Source organism: Halanaerobacter jeridensis (assembly GCF_016908315.1).
Lineage (GTDB): Bacteria > Bacillota > Halanaerobiia > Halobacteroidales > Halobacteroidaceae > Halanaerobacter > Halanaerobacter jeridensis.
In genome coordinates, this window is sequence record NZ_JAFBDQ010000001.1 from 248358 (window position 1) to 268581 (window position 20224).

At 30.9% G+C, this 20224-nt stretch carries 17 protein-coding genes; 15 read left to right on the plus strand and 2 right to left on the minus strand.

The genetic code is table 11. From position 1 onward, the window contains the following. The first annotated feature begins 7 nt into the window (after positions 1-7). The 15 genes from JOC47_RS01260 to JOC47_RS01330 all read left to right on the plus strand — a co-directional run bounded on the left by JOC47_RS01260 (position 8) and on the right by JOC47_RS01330 (position 18756). Positions 8-1237 (plus strand): family 4 glycosyl hydrolase, encoded by a 1230-nt coding sequence (locus tag JOC47_RS01260; protein WP_204700142.1) that lies wholly within the window; start codon positions 8-10, stop codon positions 1235-1237. 145 nt (positions 1238-1382) lie between these two features. Continuing rightward, entirely contained in the window at positions 1383-2795 is a 1413-nt protein-coding gene (locus JOC47_RS01265; protein WP_204700143.1) for a serine/threonine-protein kinase, read from the plus strand. A gap of 169 nt (positions 2796-2964) precedes the next feature. Further along, on the plus strand, positions 2965-4410 hold the full coding sequence (locus tag JOC47_RS01270) for a sensor domain-containing diguanylate cyclase/phosphohydrolase (RefSeq protein ID WP_204700144.1): 1446 nt from the start codon (positions 2965-2967) through the stop codon (positions 4408-4410). A 156-nt stretch (positions 4411-4566) separates the two neighbouring features. Continuing rightward, on the plus strand, positions 4567-6243 hold the full coding sequence (locus JOC47_RS01275) for a putative bifunctional diguanylate cyclase/phosphodiesterase (RefSeq protein ID WP_204700145.1): 1677 nt from the start codon (positions 4567-4569) through the stop codon (positions 6241-6243). A gap of 44 nt (positions 6244-6287) precedes the next feature. Further along, complete coding sequence (locus JOC47_RS01280; protein WP_204700146.1) at positions 6288-7181, plus strand: YegS/Rv2252/BmrU family lipid kinase; 894 nt, start codon at positions 6288-6290, stop codon at positions 7179-7181. Between the two features lie 250 nt (positions 7182-7431). After that, positions 7432-8562, plus strand: a complete 1131-nt coding sequence (locus JOC47_RS01285) for a M48 family metalloprotease (RefSeq protein ID WP_204700147.1) — start codon at positions 7432-7434, stop codon at positions 8560-8562. A gap of 11 nt (positions 8563-8573) precedes the next feature. Next, on the plus strand, positions 8574-9725 hold the full coding sequence (locus JOC47_RS01290) for a DUF362 domain-containing protein (RefSeq protein WP_204700148.1): 1152 nt from the start codon (positions 8574-8576) through the stop codon (positions 9723-9725). Between the two features lie 55 nt (positions 9726-9780). Next, a complete protein-coding gene (locus JOC47_RS01295; RefSeq protein ID WP_204700149.1) occupies positions 9781-10443 on the plus strand; it encodes an NUDIX hydrolase in 663 nt (220 codons plus the stop codon). A gap of 38 nt (positions 10444-10481) precedes the next feature. Further along, positions 10482-13118: a glycoside hydrolase family 31 protein gene (locus JOC47_RS01300; protein WP_204700150.1), complete on the plus strand. Its 2637-nt coding sequence runs from the start codon at positions 10482-10484 to the stop codon at positions 13116-13118. A 125-nt stretch (positions 13119-13243) separates the two neighbouring features. After that, entirely contained in the window at positions 13244-15223 is a 1980-nt protein-coding gene (locus JOC47_RS01305) for a putative bifunctional diguanylate cyclase/phosphodiesterase (RefSeq protein WP_204700151.1), read from the plus strand. A gap of 13 nt (positions 15224-15236) precedes the next feature. Next, complete coding sequence (locus JOC47_RS01310; protein ID WP_204700152.1) at positions 15237-15593, plus strand: LapA family protein; 357 nt, start codon at positions 15237-15239, stop codon at positions 15591-15593. 12 nt (positions 15594-15605) lie between these two features. After that, a complete protein-coding gene (locus JOC47_RS01315; protein ID WP_239550837.1) occupies positions 15606-16460 on the plus strand; it encodes a mechanosensitive ion channel family protein in 855 nt (284 codons plus the stop codon). Between the two features lie 108 nt (positions 16461-16568). Beyond that, positions 16569-16988: a bacteriohemerythrin gene (locus tag JOC47_RS01320; RefSeq protein ID WP_204700153.1), complete on the plus strand. Its 420-nt coding sequence runs from the start codon at positions 16569-16571 to the stop codon at positions 16986-16988. A gap of 59 nt (positions 16989-17047) precedes the next feature. Further along, positions 17048-18409, plus strand: a complete 1362-nt coding sequence (locus JOC47_RS01325) for a hypothetical protein (RefSeq protein WP_204700154.1) — start codon at positions 17048-17050, stop codon at positions 18407-18409. A 101-nt stretch (positions 18410-18510) separates the two neighbouring features. Continuing rightward, the gene (locus tag JOC47_RS01330) at positions 18511-18756 is read left to right on the plus strand and encodes a hypothetical protein (RefSeq protein ID WP_239550838.1); all 246 of its coding nucleotides are present in this window, start codon (positions 18511-18513) and stop codon (positions 18754-18756) included. Here the strand turns inward: JOC47_RS01330 and pdxT are convergent, their stop codons facing one another. Both pdxT and pdxS read right to left on the minus strand, forming a co-directional pair. Further along, positions 18757-19332, minus strand: a complete 576-nt coding sequence (gene pdxT / locus JOC47_RS01335; RefSeq protein WP_369127953.1) for a pyridoxal 5'-phosphate synthase glutaminase subunit PdxT — start codon at positions 19330-19332, stop codon at positions 18757-18759. 23 nt (positions 19333-19355) lie between these two features. Then, positions 19356-20222, minus strand: a complete 867-nt coding sequence (gene pdxS / locus JOC47_RS01340) for a pyridoxal 5'-phosphate synthase lyase subunit PdxS (protein WP_204700156.1) — start codon at positions 20220-20222, stop codon at positions 19356-19358. Between the last annotated feature and the right edge of the window lie 2 nt (positions 20223-20224).

Here is a 20224-nt window from a genome sequence, read left to right on the forward strand (position 1 = left end):
AAATATAATGGGAGCTAAATTAAGTGTAATTGGCGGGAGTGGATTATATACACCGCTGTTATTTGATGCTGTAATTAATAATCAAACAGAAATTGAGTTTGATGAGATCTGTTTGAATGGTAGAACTGAATCAAAATTGAAATTGATCGCAGAAGTATGTCAAAATCTAGTCCAAAATTCTGATTTGAATTTTAAAGTTACTTATACTACTGATCGTCAAGAGGCTTTAACAGGTTCAGATTTTGTATTAACTCAGATTAGAGTGGGAGGTATGAAAGCGAGAGCACATGATGAAAAATTCCCACTAAAATATGATATTATCGGTGAAGAAACAGTTGGCCCAGGTGGTTTTGCTAATGCTTTACGTACTGTACCCGTAATGTTAGATATTGCCCAAGAAATTGAGGAGTATGCTCCAGATAGCTTAGTAATTAATTTAACTAATCCAGCTAGTATAGTACAGCAGGCTATTCAAGCTAAAACTGAACTTGATATTATTAGTGTTTGTGATTTACCAGTAGGAGTTATAAATAAGATAGCAAATTTATTAGATATAGATAGTTCTGCTTTAGAAGTTGATTATGCTGGTTTAAATCATTTAGGCTGGTACACTGGATTTTATTATCAAGGACAAGATAAATTAGAAGAAATATTAGCTGAAGTTGAAAAATTAGAATTAGGAGTTAATGGTGATTTGATTAGAACTTTAGGAGCGGTACCAGTTCCATATATGAAATATTATCATCATCATCAACAGCAAGTTGCAGCAGCTAAAGAAAAGGATGAATTAAGAGCCAAAGAATTATTGTCTACAGGTGAAAAGATAAAAGAAGAATTAGCTGCAAATCCTAATCAAATTCCTGAGACTATCTATCAACGAGGAGCTATTTGGTATTCGGATGTGATTGTACCTTTAATATCTGCTTTGCAAAATGACCAACCTCAGAAGTTTATTTTAAATGTAGCTAATAAGGGATTAATTCCTGAGTTAAACGATGAGGTAATTGTTGAGGTGCCGGCTGTAGTTAATTCAAGTCGAATTAAACCGTTAGAAGCTCCAGCAATACCTGAGCAAGTAAAAGGAATAATTGCTCAAGAAGCTAATTTTCGTAATTTAGCTACTAAAGCTGCTATAAGTGGTGCTGATAAAGATATTTTAAGAGCTTTATTAGCTAATCCTCAAGTCCCTTCTTATGAAATTGCTAAGAAGTTATTAGGTGAGGTAAAAGAAAAATAAAGTTAAAATAAATGATAGAAAAATTTAATATATAGATTTTGCTCAAATAAAGACCTTAGCTTTTAAGCTAGGGTTTTTATTTTGTTTTATTTTTGTTAAAATTAATGCTAGATAAAGTCAAAATTGAGAGTTGGAGGTCATAAAAATGAAAAAATTAGATGATGATAAGGTAGCAGAGAAAGTGTTTCAAAGTAGAGATTCTAAAGGCCGAGTAGCTCGAGATATAATTAAAGAGATTAAGAAATTAATTAAGCAAAATAAAAAAGAACTATCGTCAGAACAATATTTTAGTTATCAAGCAGTAGAGAATATTGATGGAGATTATTATTTACTGCGTGAAGATGAAAATTTAACACCTTTAAAAGAGTATTTGAATTCTAATGAAGTAGGAATAAAAAGAATTGTTACTTGGATGCAGACAATATTAGATTTATTTGCTGAAGCAGAAGCTCTTAATTTGAATTTGCCTGGGATTATACCAGAAAGCTTATGGGTCAATGAAAATAATGAGCTATGTATAGTGGATCCTATTGTTACTCAAAGGATAACTCAATATCGGGAACAATTAAAATTTGATTTTGAAGAAAAGGTATTACTACCTCCAGAAATTGGAGAAGGTGCAGACTGGTCAGTCCAAGCTCAAATTTATTCTATTGCATCTTTCTTTTATTATTTATTATCTTCTAAACCATTATTTGAAGGAGAAGAAGATAGTGGTAAATTAATGGCTAAGATAAGAAAAATTAAACCCTTAAGTCCCCAAATAATAAATCCTAAGTTATCAACTGAGTTAAGTGCTTTATTATTAGATTGTTTAGCTAAAGATGCGGCAGATAGACCAGAAAGTTTTGCAGTAGTAGCTAAAGAATTAAATCGCTTAGTTCAGAATAAACAATTGTTTTCTTCTTCTAAGGAAGAAGAAAAAATTAAAGAAGAACAAACCAAAAAGAAAAAAATGTATAAGTTTAAGGAATTGAGCTTTTGGTTCGTTTATAGATATGGGAAATTTACCGCTGTTTTAGTAGTAGTTTTAACAATATTAGCTTCATTTGCTTTTTCTGGTGGTTATGAACCAGTAATTAATAAGAAAACCCCTTCTAAAAAAGTAGTAAAATATTTCTATAAATCTATTAATGATAAGCATATTAATTTGTTTAAAGAAACTATTAATTCTAAGCAACTATCTCATATTGAGAGTATGATTACAAATGGTTATATAATAGAAACAACTAAAAATTTCTTTTCCAGTCCCCCACCACCAGCGAAAGAAAGTAATGCTCAGAAAAAAGAAGAAGTTCAACAACAAGAAAGAAGAATATTTAAAATTAAAGATTTAAATATTCAGCAGATTGAAGCTGGGCCAACCCCTGAATATAGAAGTAATTATTATTTTGTTTTTACAAAACAGGAAGAAAAAGCAAAAATTGAAATGAGCGATAGAATAATATTAATTAAGAAAAAAGACAAATGGAAAATAAAGAAAATTGTCGGAGATATTCAAAATCGACAGTTTTTAAAGAAAAAAGAAAAAAAGTTAAAGGAAAAAAAGGAAAAATAAGTTTTGTTTAGAATATAATATATTAGCATTAATTGTTATAAGTTGAAAATTATAAGAAAATAATAGCAATTATAATCAATTAAAGAAATATAGTACTTTATATAGTATTTAAATTGGATTGATTGCTGAAAATTTGGGGGTAATTTTTTATTAAGTAGGGGGAGAGGAAATGAGTGAGAAACAGGAAGAAATATTTGATTTAAATTTAATTAATGATGAAAGTTTTTATACTAATTTAATGCAGCAAATTGATATGCCAGTTATAGCTTGGGATCAAAATTTTATAATTAAAGATTGGAATGAAGAAGCTAGCAAATTATTAGGTTGGAATAAAGAAGAAGCTCTTAATAAAAATTTATTCAAGATGATTATAGCGGATAAAGAGCAAAGTATAAATATTACTAAGCTCAAAAAAACAATTACTAGCCATGAACATCAAATTGATTATATCAGTTTAGAAAATAAGACAGGAGAAGAAATAATAACTACCTGGGACAATATTTTAATTAATAGTAATCAGACATTACAAGTAATATCATTCATTAAAAATATTACTAAACGACAACAAAGAAAAAATAAAATTAAATATCTTAATTTTCATGATAAGTTAACTGGCTTATATAATCGAGAATATTTTCAAGAAGAATTAAAAAGATTAGATGTAGAACGGCAATTGCCATTAAGTATTTTAGTGGGAGATGTAAATGGGCTAAAGATGGTTAATGATGCTTTTGGTTATCAAGCGGGGAACCAGTTGTTAAAAAGAATAGCTGATATATTAAAAAAAGTGTGTCGAGAAGAAGATATAATTGCTCGAGTAGGTGGAGATGAGTTTGCTTTGTTATTTCCCCGCACGGGACGAAAAGATGTAGAGAGAATTCAAGAAAGAATAGAATGGCAGTGTAGAAATCATAAAGCAGATCCAATTATTCCTAGTATTGCTTTGGGAACAGCAGTTAAAACTGAGAAAGAACAGAAAGTCAATAAGATATTAACTTTAGCTGAAGATCGAATGTATAAGCATAAGTTAGTAGAGAGTAATAGTTTTCGTAACTGTATTATCTCTTCATTAGAAAAATCTTTATTAGAAAAAAGTGAGGAAACTGAAAATCATAATCATCGTTTAAAGAAATATTCACTACAGATTGGACAGAAGCTAAATTTAGAAAGTGATAAATTGGATGAATTAGAGATATTAGCTAGACTACATGATATAGGAAAAATTGCTATTCCGGATAGTATCTTAAAAAAACCAGGTGCTTTAAATGAAGAAGAATGGTCTAAAATGAAAGAACATCCTGAGATAGGTTATAGAATTGCTGCTGCCTCTAAAGATTTAGCAGCAATAGCCGATAAGATATTATCTCATCATGAGCGCTGGGATGGAACAGGTTATCCTAATGGTTTAGCTGGAGAAGAAATTCCATTACTATCTCGAATAGCTAGTGTAGTAGATGCTTATGATGCAATGACAAATGACCGAGTTTATCGTCCAGCGATGGATGAAGCAGAAGCAAAGGAAGAATTGATTAATTGTGCAGGAACTCAATTTGACCCCCAAATTGTTGACATATTTATTAATCAAATTTTAGAAAATGATGTAACAGCATACTAATTAAATTTAATAAATAATTGCTCATAAAAACCAACCTGAGAATATCAGGTTGGTTTTTATAGTAAAAAAAACAACAATTAAGAAGGATTACTACTAAAAAGATAGAAATATGTAGATATATGTAGGATTCTATCATCAAAATAAGGAGGAATTAAATTGGGAGGAATAAGTTATTATTTAGAACCAATAGTTAAGAAATGGGTTAATCCAGGGCCAAAAACTAAAATAATTAGTTGTATTTCTATCTGTATATTATTTGTATTAAGTTATTTAATTATTAATTTTGCTGGTTCCCAAAGTTATTTACATCTTCATTTGTTATATCTGACAATAATTATTGCAGCTTTGATATTTAAGTTGCCGGGAGGGGTAGTAGCTGGTAGTATTGGGGGGCTTATTTTAGGTCCACTTATGAGTTGGCAAATGACTGGTAGTATTTATAATCTAAATAATTGGTTGGGTAGAGCTTTTTTAGCAATTATTGTTGGATTTTTTTCAGGAATTATTTTAGATATTTTAAGTGAAAAAATTAATCAATTAGCGCAGCAGGGGTATTATAATCAGATTACTGAATTACCTAATCGCCAGAATTTACATATGAAATTAGATAGAATTATTAATTTGAAAAAAGGGAATAATAAGAGATTTGTTCTCTTAGTAATTAGTATTGAAAATTTTGCTGATATTTTTAATATGATAGGTTATCAGCAATCTGATAGTTTTTTACGAAAAGTGAAACAATATTTACTGAAACATTTAAATGAAAATGGGGAATTATATCATGCACATAATAATAAATTTAACATTTTATTGTTAAACCATGATAAATCTACCGCTCTTAAACGGGCTAAAGAGTACTCTAGTTTTCTACAAGAGCCAGTGTTGTTTAATGGGATTCCAATTTATTTAAAAACAAGTATTGGTTTAGCAGCATATCCTGAGCATAGTCAAACAGGAGAAGAAATTATTAATAAAGCTTATATAGCAATGGATAAAGCTCGTTCTAATAGTTTAGATTATAGATGGTATCATAAGAATTTAGACAAAAAAAGCAAACATAATTTTTTACTTTTAGGTGATGTTAAAAAAGCTCTACGGGAAGATGAATTTGAATTACATTATCAGCCTAAAATTAATAGTGTAGAAAATGAGGTTATAGGATTAAAAGCTTTAATTCGTTGGGATTATCCAGGGCGGGGTTATATTCCTCCTAATCAATTTATCCCTCAAGTTGAGCAGACAGGATTGATTAATCACTTAACTATTTGGGTTTTAGAGCAGGCGATTAAAGATTGGAGAAAAATGAAAAAAGATAGTTATGAAGTAAAAATTTCAATTAATATTTCTGCTCGTGATTTACAGGACCCAGATTTTGTAGGTAATATAAAAGAAATTTTAAAGAAGTATGATATTAACCCTTCATTTTTAGAATTTGAAATTACTGAACGAGATATTATGAATAGATTTTCTCAAACTAAAGAAGTATTAAATCAGATTGTTAAATTAGGGATTGATATTTCTTTAGATGATTTTGGAACGGGTCATTCTTCATTAGCTTATTTAAAATATTTACCTACTAAAAGTATTAAGATTGATAGAGCATTTATTAAAGATATTTTGATAGATGATAAAGATAAAGCAATTACTGAAGCTGCAATTAAAATGGCGCATTCACTTGATAAAACCGTAGTTGCTGAAGGAGTAGAGAATCAGCAAAGTATCGACCTTTTGCGAGGAATGGACTGTGATATAGTTCAAGGTTATTATATTAGTAAACCTAAGCCCCTGTCAGAAATAAAAAAATGGTTTGAAACAGAAGAGTTTAAGGTTTGAATTTTCTGAATTAACAAGGTATGATATATATAGAGGTGACGAAAATGAAAAAATTAAAATTAATATATAATCCGATGGCAGGGAATAAAGAATTCCCCAAAAAGCTTGATCAGTGTATTGAAAAGTTGCAGACAGCTAACTATCAAGTTAGTATTTTTAGAAGTGCTAAACCAGGTGATTTAAAAATGGGATTAAAGGATGTAACTTCTGAATATGATGCAGTAGTTGTCGCTGGTGGAGATGGGTCTATTAATGAAATCATTAATGCTTTGCTGGAAGAAGAGTTAAATATTCCTTTAGGTATAATACCAGCGGGAACTGCTAATGACTTTGCTCGACAGTTAAATATTCCTCAACAGATAGAAAGTGCTGTAGATGTAATCTTAGACAATAAGATTCAAAGAGTAGATATAGGGCAAGTTAATGGGCAATATTTTGTTAACGTCTGTGCAGCGGGATTATTAGCTAATGTATCACATCAAATTGATATTAACTTAAAAAATACTTTAGGGAAATTAGGGTATTATATAAAAGGAATAGAACAGCTGCCTAAATTCAAAAATATTCCTTTAAAAATTGAGACATCACAGAAAGTTATTGAAGAGGAATTTTACTTGTTTTTGATTTTAAACGGTAAAAGTGCAGGCGGTTTTGAACAATTAGCTCCTCAGGCGCAAGTTGATGATGGGGTTTTTGATTTTTTAGGGATTAAGGCCTGTCCTTTGCCTCAAATAGCAACTTTGTTTGTTAAGATGCTGCAGGGAAAACATTTAGATGATCAAAATTTAATTCATCTGCGAGATGATAGTTTTCAAATAGAGACCACAGATGATAAATTAGATGATTATCATTCGGATTTAGATGGAGAAAAGGGTCCTGCTTTTCCTTTAGATATTTCACTCATTCCTAAGCACTTAAAAGTGTTTGTAGGAACTTAAACTTTGCACTAAAAGTGCAAAGTTTTAAGTTGAAAGAATAAAACATTAGTAGAGAAGGGATAAACAATAATGAATTGGAAATTGAAATCACTATTTTTATTAGGTAGTATAGGAATTTTAGGTACCTTCTACCTAATACAGCTCTAAGGGAATATTTTGCAGTTGTTAAATCATATATTTGGGATAGATAGCAAGAATATGATATACTTAAATTATTGAGATTATATCTTAGAAAGAAGGTGGTGTTTTAATGAAAGATGTTTATGAGCAAAAAAGGCGAAAATTAGCTCAAGAATATAATCAATCTAAGGATCGTTATCGGACTTATAAATTAATTTTCAACTTTTTATTTTGCTTTGGATTTATATTTTTTGCTCTTGAGCAAAAAATATATCAAGAATTAATAACTAAATTACCTTTCTTAGATTTGAAATTACTTACTTTTATAATTATTATTTATGCTATTTATTCTAGTTTAGATTGGACTTTGAATTATTTTTTATTTTATCAATTAGAGCAGGAATATAATTTGTCTAATCAATCTGGTAGTGAGTGGTTGATAGATAAATTGAAAATGAGCGTTTTAAGTATTTTATTCTTATATATAGCTGCCCGGGCATTTTTGATTTTTAGTAGTTACTATAGTGATTTATGGTGGATAGGCTTTGCTTTAGCAGGTGTGCTATTTACTGTAGTTTTAAATTTCTTATTTCCTGTAGTTATTTTTCCTATGTTTTTTGAGTTGACTCCTTACCCTGATACTCCGTTACGTGATAGATTAATGAATTTATTTGCTACAGCTGATGTTGAAGTAGCAGATATTTATGAATTTGATCTTAGTTCGAAACGCAATTCTGCTAATGCAGCTGTGATGGGGATGGGACAAACGCGAAAAATAATTTTAGGAGATAATTTAACTGAAAAATATAGCAATGATGAGATAGAAGCTGTCTTGGCCCATGAAATTGCTCATCATGCCTATAACGATATTTTTAAATTGTTGTTTTTACAACTAGGTAGTTTATTAATTACTACATTTATTTTATCTACTTTTTGGCAATCATTAGTTGATTATTTAGGATATAGTAATCCTTATGGAATTGTTGTGCTACCTTTATTTATGATAACTTTAGGTTTTTTAAGTTGGTTATTGAGTCCTGTAGAATTATATTTGCAGCGTAAGACAGAAGAAGCGGCAGATGATTTTGCTTTGCATTTAATTGAAGAGCCTAGCAAATTAGGTACTGCTTTAGCTAAATTAGCTGATGAAAGTTTGGTAGAATTAAAACCAAGTTTATATAAATTATTATTTAAAGCTTCTCATCCTCCAATTGATAAGCGAGTAGAAAAAGCTTTACAGTGGGCTGAGGAGAAAGAATAGAGAGGGATAATATGTCAGGAGAAAATAATCAAGTACTAGTTGTTGAATGTAAAGATTATAATATCGAATTGATTAAAGAAAAAATAAGTGCTGCTTTAAAACCCTTAGGTGGTATAGAAAGCTTTGTCCAAGAAAATCAAACAGTATTATTAAAGCCTAATTTATTAATGGCTAAGAAACCTGAAGCAGGGATTACAACTCATCCAGCTGTTGTACAAGCTATTGCTGAATTAGTGGGGGAGTTAGGTGCAGAAGTAATAATTGCTGATAGTCCAGGGGGACCTTTTAATAAAACTGTTATGAAAAGAGTATATCAAAAGACTGGCATGTCCCAAGTTGCTCAAGTAACTACAGCTAATTTGAATTGGAATTTTGCCAGTCAAACTAAAGATTCGTCTGATGCTAAAATATTAAATAAATTAACAGTAGGTCAATTTATTGCCGAAGCTGATGTAATAATTAATTTGCCTAAATTTAAAACACATGGTCTAACTAAAATGACTGGTGGCGTAAAAAATATGTTTGGCGCTGTGCCTGGTCTGTTAAAAGCAGAATATCATATGAAAATGCCACAAATTGATAATTTTTCTGATGCCCTATTAGATGTTGCTTTAGCCACTAAAACTAGTTTAACTATTGTTGATGGGATTACAGCTATGGAAGGCGAAGGTCCTTCTAGTGGTGATAAATTTCAACTTAACCGTTTAGTGATAGGGGTTAATCCGTTAGCTGTAGATGTAGCAATGGCAGATATAGTAGGGATTAAACCGCAAGCTGTAGCGACGATTGCAGCTGCAGAGAGAAGAGGATTAACACATAATATAGATCAAATTGAGTATTTAGGAATTGAAACTAAATTAACCGAATTCAAAACTCCTACCATTGATTCCTCAGCGCAATTATTAGATAGAAGAATGCCTAGTTTTTTGGCGCGGTGGATTAGAAAGTTAGTTAAACCTAAGCCTGTTTTTAATGATCAGAGATGTATTCAGTGTGGGGCCTGTATTACTGGCTGTCCCCCACAAGTGATCTCTAAAACTGAAGAAGGAGTGGAGGCTGATTTAGAAGGCTGTATTCGCTGTTTTTGCTGTCAAGAGTTATGCCCTGAAGATGCAGTAGATATTCATCGACCACTATTAGGAAAATTATTATTTGGAGAATAAATTTATAGTTGTAGTCACAAAATTTAAAAGTTACAATATAATAAGAGGTGAAAGAATGTTAGAAGAAAAATTAAAGCAATTAAAAGATAAATTAGTCAATAAAGAACAGATAATTGCTAAAGAAAGAAAGTATTTTAATTCAGCTGTTTTAATCCCCCTTATTAATATAGATGGTAATTATCATCTGTTGTTTCAACGGCGTGCAGCAGATATTACTCAACCTCATGAAATTTGCTTTCCTGGAGGTAGATATGAACCTGATTTAGATAGTAATTATCAAGAAACTGCCACCAGAGAAACAAAAGAAGAATTAGGGATTGCAAAAGAAAATATTAATTTTTTAGGCAAGTTGGGGACAATTGTGGCTCCTTTAGGTGCTACAATTGATGCTTTTGTAGGGGAAATTAATATTTCTGATTTAGAACAATTAGAGTTAAATTATGAAGAAGTTGTAGAAGTTTTTACGATTCCGCTGGAGTATTTTAGAGATAATGAGCCGCAAGAATATTATGTACGGATAAAAATGCATCCTTATGAAGTTGATGAGAATGGTGAAAAAGTTACTTTATTACCCGCTGAAGATTTAGATTTACCAAAAAAATATTCTACTCCCTGGCATGGTAAAAGGCATAAATTATTTGTTTATTCTACTCAAGATGGTGTGATTTGGGGAATTACCGCGGAGTTAATCACTGAATTAGTAGCTCAGTTTGAGTAGATTGACTTGGGCTAATTATTTTTATAGGAGGTTTATTTATGGAAAAGCTACCAGAGCATTTGCATCCTTCTTTTGACCCTGTAGCTAAAGATGAGGCTGTAATTGAGGGAGATAACTATCGCTTTACTGTTTTGACTGAGCAATTAATTAGATTAGAATATTCAACAGAGGGGCGGTTTGAAGATCGACCGAGCCAAACTTTTTGGTACCGTAATCAAAAAGTGCCTGATTTTGAAGTTGAAAAAACAGATAAGAATATAATAATTGAGACTGAAAAGTTAATTCTTGACTATCAGCTAACTGGAGAAAGTTTTAATCAAGATAACTTAACAATAGAAGTTAAAGATTTAGAAGAAATATGGTATCCCAGCAAAGAAAATAATGAGAATTTAAAGGGGACGATTAGAACTTTAGATACTATTGATGGGTGGACAGAATTAGATAAAGGGTTATTATCTAGAGATGGATGGGCAGTAATAGATGACACATCTAATTTAGTCTTTAATGAAGGAACAGGTTGGTTAGAAGAGAGAGCAAAGCCTCAAGAAAAACAAGATTTATATTTTTTCGGCTATGGACATAATTATGTACAATGTATAAAAGATTTCAATGATGTAGCAGGAAGAGTACCATTATTACCAAGATGGTCATTAGGTAATTGGTGGAGTCGTTATTGGAGTTATACTCAACAAGAATTAAAGAACTTAGTTAAAGAATTTAAAAGGAGAGAAATTCCGTTATCAGTCTGTATTATTGATATGGATTGGCATATTGTTGATAATCCCTATACTGATGGATGGACTGGATATACATGGGATCAAGATTTATTTCCTAATCCAGAGGGATTTATTAATTGGCTTCATGAACAGCAGCTAAAAACAGCGCTAAATCTTCATCCAGCGGATGGAGTTCATCCTCATGAAGAAAAATATCAAGAATTTGCGCAACAAATGGGTATCGACCCTGCTAGTGAAACACCGATTGAATTTGAAATTACTGATTTGAATTTTATTAAAAATTATTTTGATTTACTTCATCATCCTTTAGAGGAAGATGGCATTGATTTTTGGTGGATAGATTGGCAACAGGGCCAAGAAACAAAGATACCTGGGTTAGATCCACTGTGGGCTTTGAATCATCTTCATTTTTATGATCGCAGCAGGAATAATAAAAGACCATTTATTTTTTCTCGCTGGAGTGGATTAGGTAGTCATAGATATCCAATTGGTTTTTCTGGGGATACAATTATTAGTTGGGATTCACTACAATTTCAACCTTATTTCACTGCTACAGCATCTAATGTATCTTATAGTTGGTGGAGTCATGATATTGGTGGTCACTGTGAAGGTCAAGATGAAGCAGAGTTGTATACGCGTTGGGTTCAGTTTGGGGTTTTGAGTCCAATTATGCGCCTTCATTCTACTAATGAAAAGTATTTAGATCGCCGTCCCTGGAGTAAGAGTCAAGCCTTTTATTCTGTGGTTAAAGATGCAATGCGTTTTCGCCATGCTTTAATTCCCTATCTCTATACAATGGCTTGGAAAAATCATATTCAAGGAGAGCCTTTAGTTCAGCCAATGTACTATCATCATCCTGAACGTGAAGAAGCTTATCATTTTTCTGGCCAATATTATTTTGGTAGTCAACTATTAGTCGCTCCCCATTTGAATCCCCGTCAAGAAAGTACTAATTTAAGCCGTAAGGTTTTTTGGCTGCCTGAAGGAGATTGGATGAACTTTTTTACTGGTGAGTATTATCAGGGAGATAACTGTTATGTTGAATATGGTGAATTAAAAGATATTCCTATGTTTGCTCAAGCAGGATCTATTGTACCTTTAGGTCCTAAATTACAATGGGGCGGAATCGATAATCCAAAAGAATTAGATATTTATATTTTTGCTGGAGCTGATCAAGAATTTGAGTTATATGAAGATGAGGGCGAAGGTCTGAACTATCAAGAAGAAAAATTTGCTACTACTAAATTTATTCAAAATTGGTCTACTGATCAATTACAATTTGAAATTAGTTCTGTAACTGGGGATAAGAGTGTAGTGCCCCAAAATAGAGATTATGAATTGTTTTTTCGCGGGGTTAAAAGCCCAAGTCGAGTTGATGTTACTGTTGATGGGCAGCTACAAGAAATTGATTTTAGTTATGATGAAGAAAAAGAAACAGTGATTGTTTACATTCCACGGGTTCATCCATCAAATCAGGTGACAGTTAATTTGTTTACTGAAAGTAGTAATTTGTTATCCTGTCGAGATAGAAAAAAAGAAAAATGTTATCAATTATTAAAATCTTTTAAAATGAAAACTAGAGCTAAAACACAAATAGAAAAAAGAATTTTAGCTGATGAAACGCGAGAAAATATAGATTTATTGAAAGATTTTTTAACTGTGTTAACTGATGAGCAATTAAGGGCAATAGCAGAGGTGTTTTATGGGATTGGGACTACTAAAGTCAAAACTGATGAAGAAGAAAAAATAATTGTTTGGAATAATGATAAGCATACTGATTTCAAGTATTATTTTTCTGCTTGGAATAAAGAAAATCCTGAATCAACTTCAGGTATTATACCGAATTTTAAAGTCTTTGCCCCACAAGAGTGGAGCTATTATAATTGGCAGTTAGAAATAGATTATTGTGGTTTATTTGATGAAATTTATAATGAATAATTATAAATAAGGAATGGTTGAGAGTGATTATCAGCAATTGAAGAAATTGAATCTTTATGATATACTTTATATAATAGATAAGTATATAGCTAATACTTCAACTAAATTGGTGAGGGATTAAAAATATGAATAATAAATTAAAAAATAGACTAATCAATAATGAATTAGAAAGAGGAATTTTGATTGTTGATGGAACAGGTAATATATTGGGTGTTAATAAATATGCAGCTAAAAGTTTGCAAACTGAGCCATCAGAAATTTTAAATTACAATCTTGACTATTTTATAAAAGGTCAAATGGAAGTTGATCTTAAGGATTTAAATCATCAAAATATAATTAATTTAGAGCTTACTACTGCTAAAAATAATAAAATTAAGGTTAATAGTTGTATTAATTCATTTTACTATAAAGAACAGGAAGTATATGAATTTAATTTTATCACTTCTAATAATGCTAATTTTAAAGAAAAATTAAATTTATTAGCTCAATTTCCTGAAAAAAATCCTAACCCGGTATTAAAAATTTCAAATTCAGGGGAATTATTATATAGTAATCCGGTTGGGAATAATATTGTACAGGAGTTACAAAAGAAGGTAACACCTGCTGGAACTCCTGCTTGGCCTGAATTTGTAGAAAAATTTATTGAGCAACAACAGACTGAAAAAGTAACAATTAAGCATAAAACTTTTTTATTTCAAAGTGTTCCTCTCCGTCATGATGATGCCGTTCATTTATATGGTAGAGATGTTAGCGAATTTCAGGCTACATCCGAAGATATAGAAAATTTATTAAATTATGATTTTCTAACTGGGCTACCTACCCGCAGTTTGTTTCCTGAACAATTAGAAAAGAGTTTAGATTCAGCTCAAGAAAATAATGAATTACTTGGAGTTTTATTCATTGATTTAGATAACTTTAAAAAAGTTAACGATTCTTTAGGACATGCTATGGGAGATCGTTTGTTGGCTAATGTAGCTCAGAAACTACGTGATTTTTTAGGTGAGGATAATTTTTTAGCTCGATTAAGTGGTGATGAATTTGGGGCTATTATTAATCATTGTCAGGATATTCAAGAGCTGAGTGAGTTATTAGAAAATTTAATTAATCATTTTTCTGAGCCCTTTAAGATTACTAGCGCTGATGGTCATGAAAGTGAAATTTTTATGACATTGAGTGTAGGAGCAGCAGTTTATCCTAACGATAGCGAAAATTTAGAGCAGCTAATAAAAGATTCTGAAACTGCTAAGAATAAGGTCAAAGAAAATGGAAAAAATCATTATCGCTTTTATTCAGATGAGATGAATGAAGAGATGTTACAAGATTTAGAGTTAGAAGCTAAATTAAGACATGCTATCGACAATAATGAATTTGTACTTCATTATCAACCCCAAATTGATTTGAATAATGATCGAGTTTTTGGAGTAGAGGCCTTAATTCGTTGGGAAGATGAGGAATTAGGTTTAGTCTCTCCTGGGAAATTTATTCCTTTAGCTGAAAGAACCGGTTTGATAATTCCAATTGGTGATTGGGTTTTAGAACAAGCATGCCGCGAGGCTAAAGAATTTCATGAAGCAGGTTTTCCTAATTTAAAAATGGGGATTAATTTATCTGCTCGACAATTTGCTGATAATAATTTAGTAGAAAAAATTAGTAATATTTTATCTGAAACAGAATTGAACCCTGCTAAATTAGAGTTAGAAATTACAGAAAGTATCATTATGAAAGATGTAAAAGAAAGTGTAAAAAAATTAATAAAATTAAAAAAATTAGGAGTTAAATTTTCTATTGATGACTTTGGAACAGGTTATTCATCTTTGAGTTATTTAAAAGAGTTCCCGATTGGTACATTAAAAATTGATCGTTCTTTTGTAGATCAATTGCCGAGTGATGAAAATGATACAGCAATTGTGAAAGCAATTATTGATTTGGCCCATAATCTAAATTTAAATGTGATTGCAGAAGGAGTAGAGAATCCAGAACATCTACAATTTTTAGAACAAAATGATTGCGATCGAATTCAGGGTTATTATTTTGGTAAGCCAATGTCTAAAAAGGAAATAGTTAAATTTTTAACTAATGAACCTTGGAAAGTAGTAGATGTATAGGGGGGCAAATGAAATGAGATTGAATTTCATCGCAGCATTAATTTTATCGATTATTGTAGCATCTTTTGCTATTGTAAATTCTAAAATAGTGACAATTAACTTGTTATTTAGTAAAGTTTCTGTTTCTCAGGCTTTAGTAATTTTTATTTCCGTAGCTGTTGGAGCTATTATTGCACTATTATTTGGTTTAGTTAAAGAGATAAAATTAAAAAGACAGCTAAAAGAAAAGAAAAAAGAGCTTAAAGATCTTGAGCAAGAAAAGAAAAACTTAAAGCAGGAATTACAGATAACTCCGGAGCAAGAAGAGGATTTGGAAGAGCAAGATAGAATAGAAGAAAATAAAGAGCAAAAGAATTATTTTGATATGTAAAGGGGGAATTAAATGGAGTCAATAATGGAAGTGGTAACACAGTTAAGTCAAAGAATAACTGAACCCCAACTGTGGAGTAAAGTAATTATTGCTTTACTAAAAATTATTGGAATTTTAATTGCTACTAAATTTGGATTAAAATTTAGCCAGACTATGATTGAGCGAATATTTAAAAGCAAAGAAGATGATGATCGTTATACTAAACAACGGAATAGTACATTAAAATCAGTTTTAAAAAGTGCAGTTCGTTATTTGATTTATTTTATTGCTGTAACCATGATTTTAGCTGTTTTTGGTATTTCCCCTGCTCCGATTTTAGCTAGTGCTGGAGTAGTAGGGTTAGCTGTCGGTTTTGGTGCTCAAAGTTTAGTAAAAGATGTAATTACAGGTTTCTTTATATTATTTGAAAAACAATTTGTAGTTGGAGATTACATAAAAATAGTTGGAGTAGATGGAATAGTTGAAGAAATTGGACTGCGAGTAACTAAAATTAAGAATTTTGATGGTGATTTGCATATTATACCTAATGGGAAAATTGAGCAAGTAACTAATTTAACATCTGATCTAAGAAGAGTGGTAGTAGATGCTCCGATTGAATATGAACAAGATATTTCTGAAGCTACTGAGGTATTAGAAAATTTATGTCAAGAAATTAATCAAGAGTATGAAAATATTATTGCAGAAGGTCCTAAAGTATTAGGGGTACAAGATTTAGCGGCTTCTAGTGTTAATATTAGAGTGATAGCAATGGTAGAAGCAATGGAATCTTGGGGATTAGCTAGGATTTTGAAGCAGAGAATTAAAGAAAGATTTGACCAAGAAGATATAGGTATTCCTTATAATCATTTAACTATTGTTAACAAATAGAGAATCCTCTACGCCAAATTTTGATAATAGCTATCATTTATTATCTGATCTGGGTGGGGGTTTTCTTTAATATTTTATTTCCAAATAATACTAAAAGAGGTGGTAATAATGACAGTAAATTGGAGCCAGGATTTAGAAATAGGTGTGGAAAAAATTGACCGTCAGCATCGAGCTTTTTTCGAACAACGAGATAAATTTCTTAACGCATGTACTAAGCTATTAGAAGAAGAAGGAGATTCCAAGACAACAAGAGATGAAATTGATGAATTATTTTATTTTTTAACTGATTATTTTAAAACTCATTTTGATGATGAAGAAGAACTTTTAGAAGAAAAAGAGTATCCATATTATGAGCAGCATCAAAAAAGACACCGCAAATTTATTTCAGAAATTCAAGAAATCAAATATGAGTTTTTGCAAAGTGAAGAAATTGATATTGATTTACTTCATAATTTAGAGGAGAAAATTACTGATTGGTTTGTGAATCACATAGCAAAAGAAGATAAAAAAATAGCTGAATATTTATAATTTAAAATGATTCAGACTAAAAATCAAATGGTTTATAATTATTGACAGGGGGAGAAAAAATGAAAACGGGAACCCAAGAATCAACTAGTAAAGTTAAGCTAGTACTAGGGCTAGCTGTAGTATTAATAGTATTATTATTAATGGCTAACTGGATAGTTGGTAATATTATGGAAAAGAGATTAGCAGAAAATATAGATAAAAGTCTTCAAGATGAGGCTCCTAAACTTAATTTTGATTATAAAAAGATAGCAGTCAATCCAATGTTGGCCCAGGTAACTTTTAAAGACGGTACTGTTAAATATAATGATGGAGAAGTTTTAAGTAATTTCAAATGGGATAAGTCGGTTTATAAAGGGAGCTATGCTGATTTATTTAATTTAGTCAACAATCAGCCTGATACAATAAATAAACTCCATACTTTGAAGACAGATTTTAATAATTTGAAGATTTCTGGACAAATTAAAGGGTCTAATCCTTTTGATTTTGTTTTTTTATTTTCTCAAGTAGGGTTGAACTTTAACGGTACTTTGCTGCAAGAGGAATTAGAAAATAATCCTGAGAAGATTTTAAATCATAATCAAAAGCTAAAATTGTCTATATCTGATTTTGAAATGGATTTCCCTAAATTTTTCGAGGAAATTTTAATCAATTCCAATCTACAGGAAAAATTATTAAATTTAAATAAACTTGATTTAGCCTTAGATTATAATGCAACTAATAAAGTTATAGAAATTAAAGAAACAGTTGATTCTTCTCATTCTTCTGGTGAATTAGTAGGAGATGTTAAATTATTAGGTACAGATGTAAGTGATATAAAAGGAATGCAACTTGATTTAGAAAGTCAAGGTCAATTTAAAGTAGAAAATCTAAAATGGGGGCAGGCTGATAAAACTGGACAGTATACTATTAATAAAATTGCAGGAAATTCTGAATTTGAAATAGACCGTCAGCTCAACTTTACTGATTATGTTAAAAATCAGAATATGATTTTAGGAGAATCTAATTATGAAGTTAATTTGGAAGGATTAAAGATTCAAATTGCCGGCTCTTTAAAAAATAAATTAACTATAAACCCTCTAGTCATGATGTCAGGAATTAATATTAGTGAAATTATAGTTAACAATCTTAATTTAGCTTATCAAACAAATAATCGGCAAATTCGGATTCAAAAAGCTAAATTGAATAGTTCTATAGTTGATGCTGATATGAAGGCTGATTTGCAATTTAATAATCAATATCCTGAACTATCAAAAATCAATGATTTTAAAGTTAAATTAAGTGATTTTAAAGGTAATTTACGGAGAATTTTTGAAAGTATAGAAAATAGAATGGGAGCTTCTCTACCACGTGAAGGTGATGCTATTGTATTAGAAATGAAGGGTACTTTTGATCAACCACAAATTAAAGGAGTTCACTATTAATTATTCATCCCACAGCACAAATTAGGCTGTGGGATGAATAATTAAATTACTAAAAGTACATAATATTATTAACAACTTTTTAAGATGAGGTGTTAATCATCATGTTTAAGCAAAAGTTAATTACCGAGTTGAAAAGACACCCTGATCTCTATAATGAAATCAGAGCTGAATTATCAACTCCTCGCCTTTTACGTGGTAATCAACTACCAGATAATAATTATACTTCTGATCCTAATGAAGATAAATTCTTAGAAAAAGCTGATGAAGATGCATTAATTGATGCTATTATTATTAATTTTAATTATTTTATTGAATATGAACGAGAAATGCGTGAAGGTGATCTTTGATTAATCCGCTTTAACTTTATTCACAAAATATTTATGAACTCGTAAATCAGTTGTTAATTCAGGATGAAAAGCTGTTGCTAATAGATTATCCTGTTCTGCAGCAACTATCTTTCCATCTAGTTTTAATAAAGTTTTTACTTTTTTGTTTTTATTTGTGATATATGGTGCTCTAATAAAAACTAACGGGAGTTCTTTTTTAGATATTTTAGGAATTACTTTTTTACTTTTGAAACTAGCTAATTGATTCCCATAAGCATTTCTTTTAACTTTAATATCCATTAAATTGAGGTGACTAGTGGAAGTTCCTGCTATTTCTTTAGCTAATAGGATCATTCCTGCACAAGTACCCCAAATTGGGATTTCCTCTTTATTCAAATTAATAATAATATCTTTGAGTTCAAAGATATTGAGTAATTTACTAATTGTAGTACTTTCTCCCCCAGGTAAAATCAACCCATCTAAATTATTAAAATCTTCTTTCTTTTTAACAGAGAGAGCTCTCACATTAGATATTTGACTTAATAAGTGAAGATGTTCTCTAACTCCTCCTTGTAAATCTAACACGCCAATTGTAATCATTTCCATCATCCTTTTATAATCTATATGCTCATTTTTTTGCTAGGGTGCTCTATTCCCACCATTGCTTCTCCAATGTTTTCTGAAACTTCTGCTACTACAGCTGGGTCATCATAATGAGCAGTAGCTTTAACTATTGCTCGAGCTCTTTTTTTCGGATTGCCAGATTTAAATATTCCTGAACCAACAAAAACTCCGTCACATCCTAACTGCATCATCATTGCAGCATCAGCAGGAGTAGCAATTCCGCCAGCAGCAAAATTAATGACAGGAAGCGCTCCTTCTTTGGCTACATATTTTATTAGCTCAAAAGGAGCTCTCATTTCTTTAGCAGTAGTCATTAATTCTTCGTTATCCTTAGTAGTTAGGGTTCTAATTTGGGAATTTAGTTTACGCATATGTTTAACTGCTTCTACTACATTACCAGTGCCTGCTTCTCCCTTAGTTCTAATCATACTTGCTCCTTCTGCAATTCTCCGTAAAGCTTCACTTAAATTTGTAGCCCCACAAACAAAAGGGACTTCAAATTCATTTTTATCGATATGATTTGTATTATCAGCAGGAGTTAACACTTCACTTTCATCTATGTAGTCAACTCCAATTTCTTCTAAAATTTGTGCTTCAACAAAATGTCCAATTCGTGCTTTAGCCATAACTGGTATTGAAACAGCAGATATAATTTCTTTAATCATAGCTGGGTCAGAAGATCTAGCAACGCCACCTTCTGCTCTAATATCAGCTGGGACACGTTCTAAAGCCATTACAGCTACTGACCCTGCTTCTTCAGCTATTGCGGCTTCTTGGGGATTTGTGACATCCATTATCACGCCACCTTTTAACATTTGAGCTAAGTTCTTATTTAGTTCGTACCTATCTGTTACTGATTTCATTA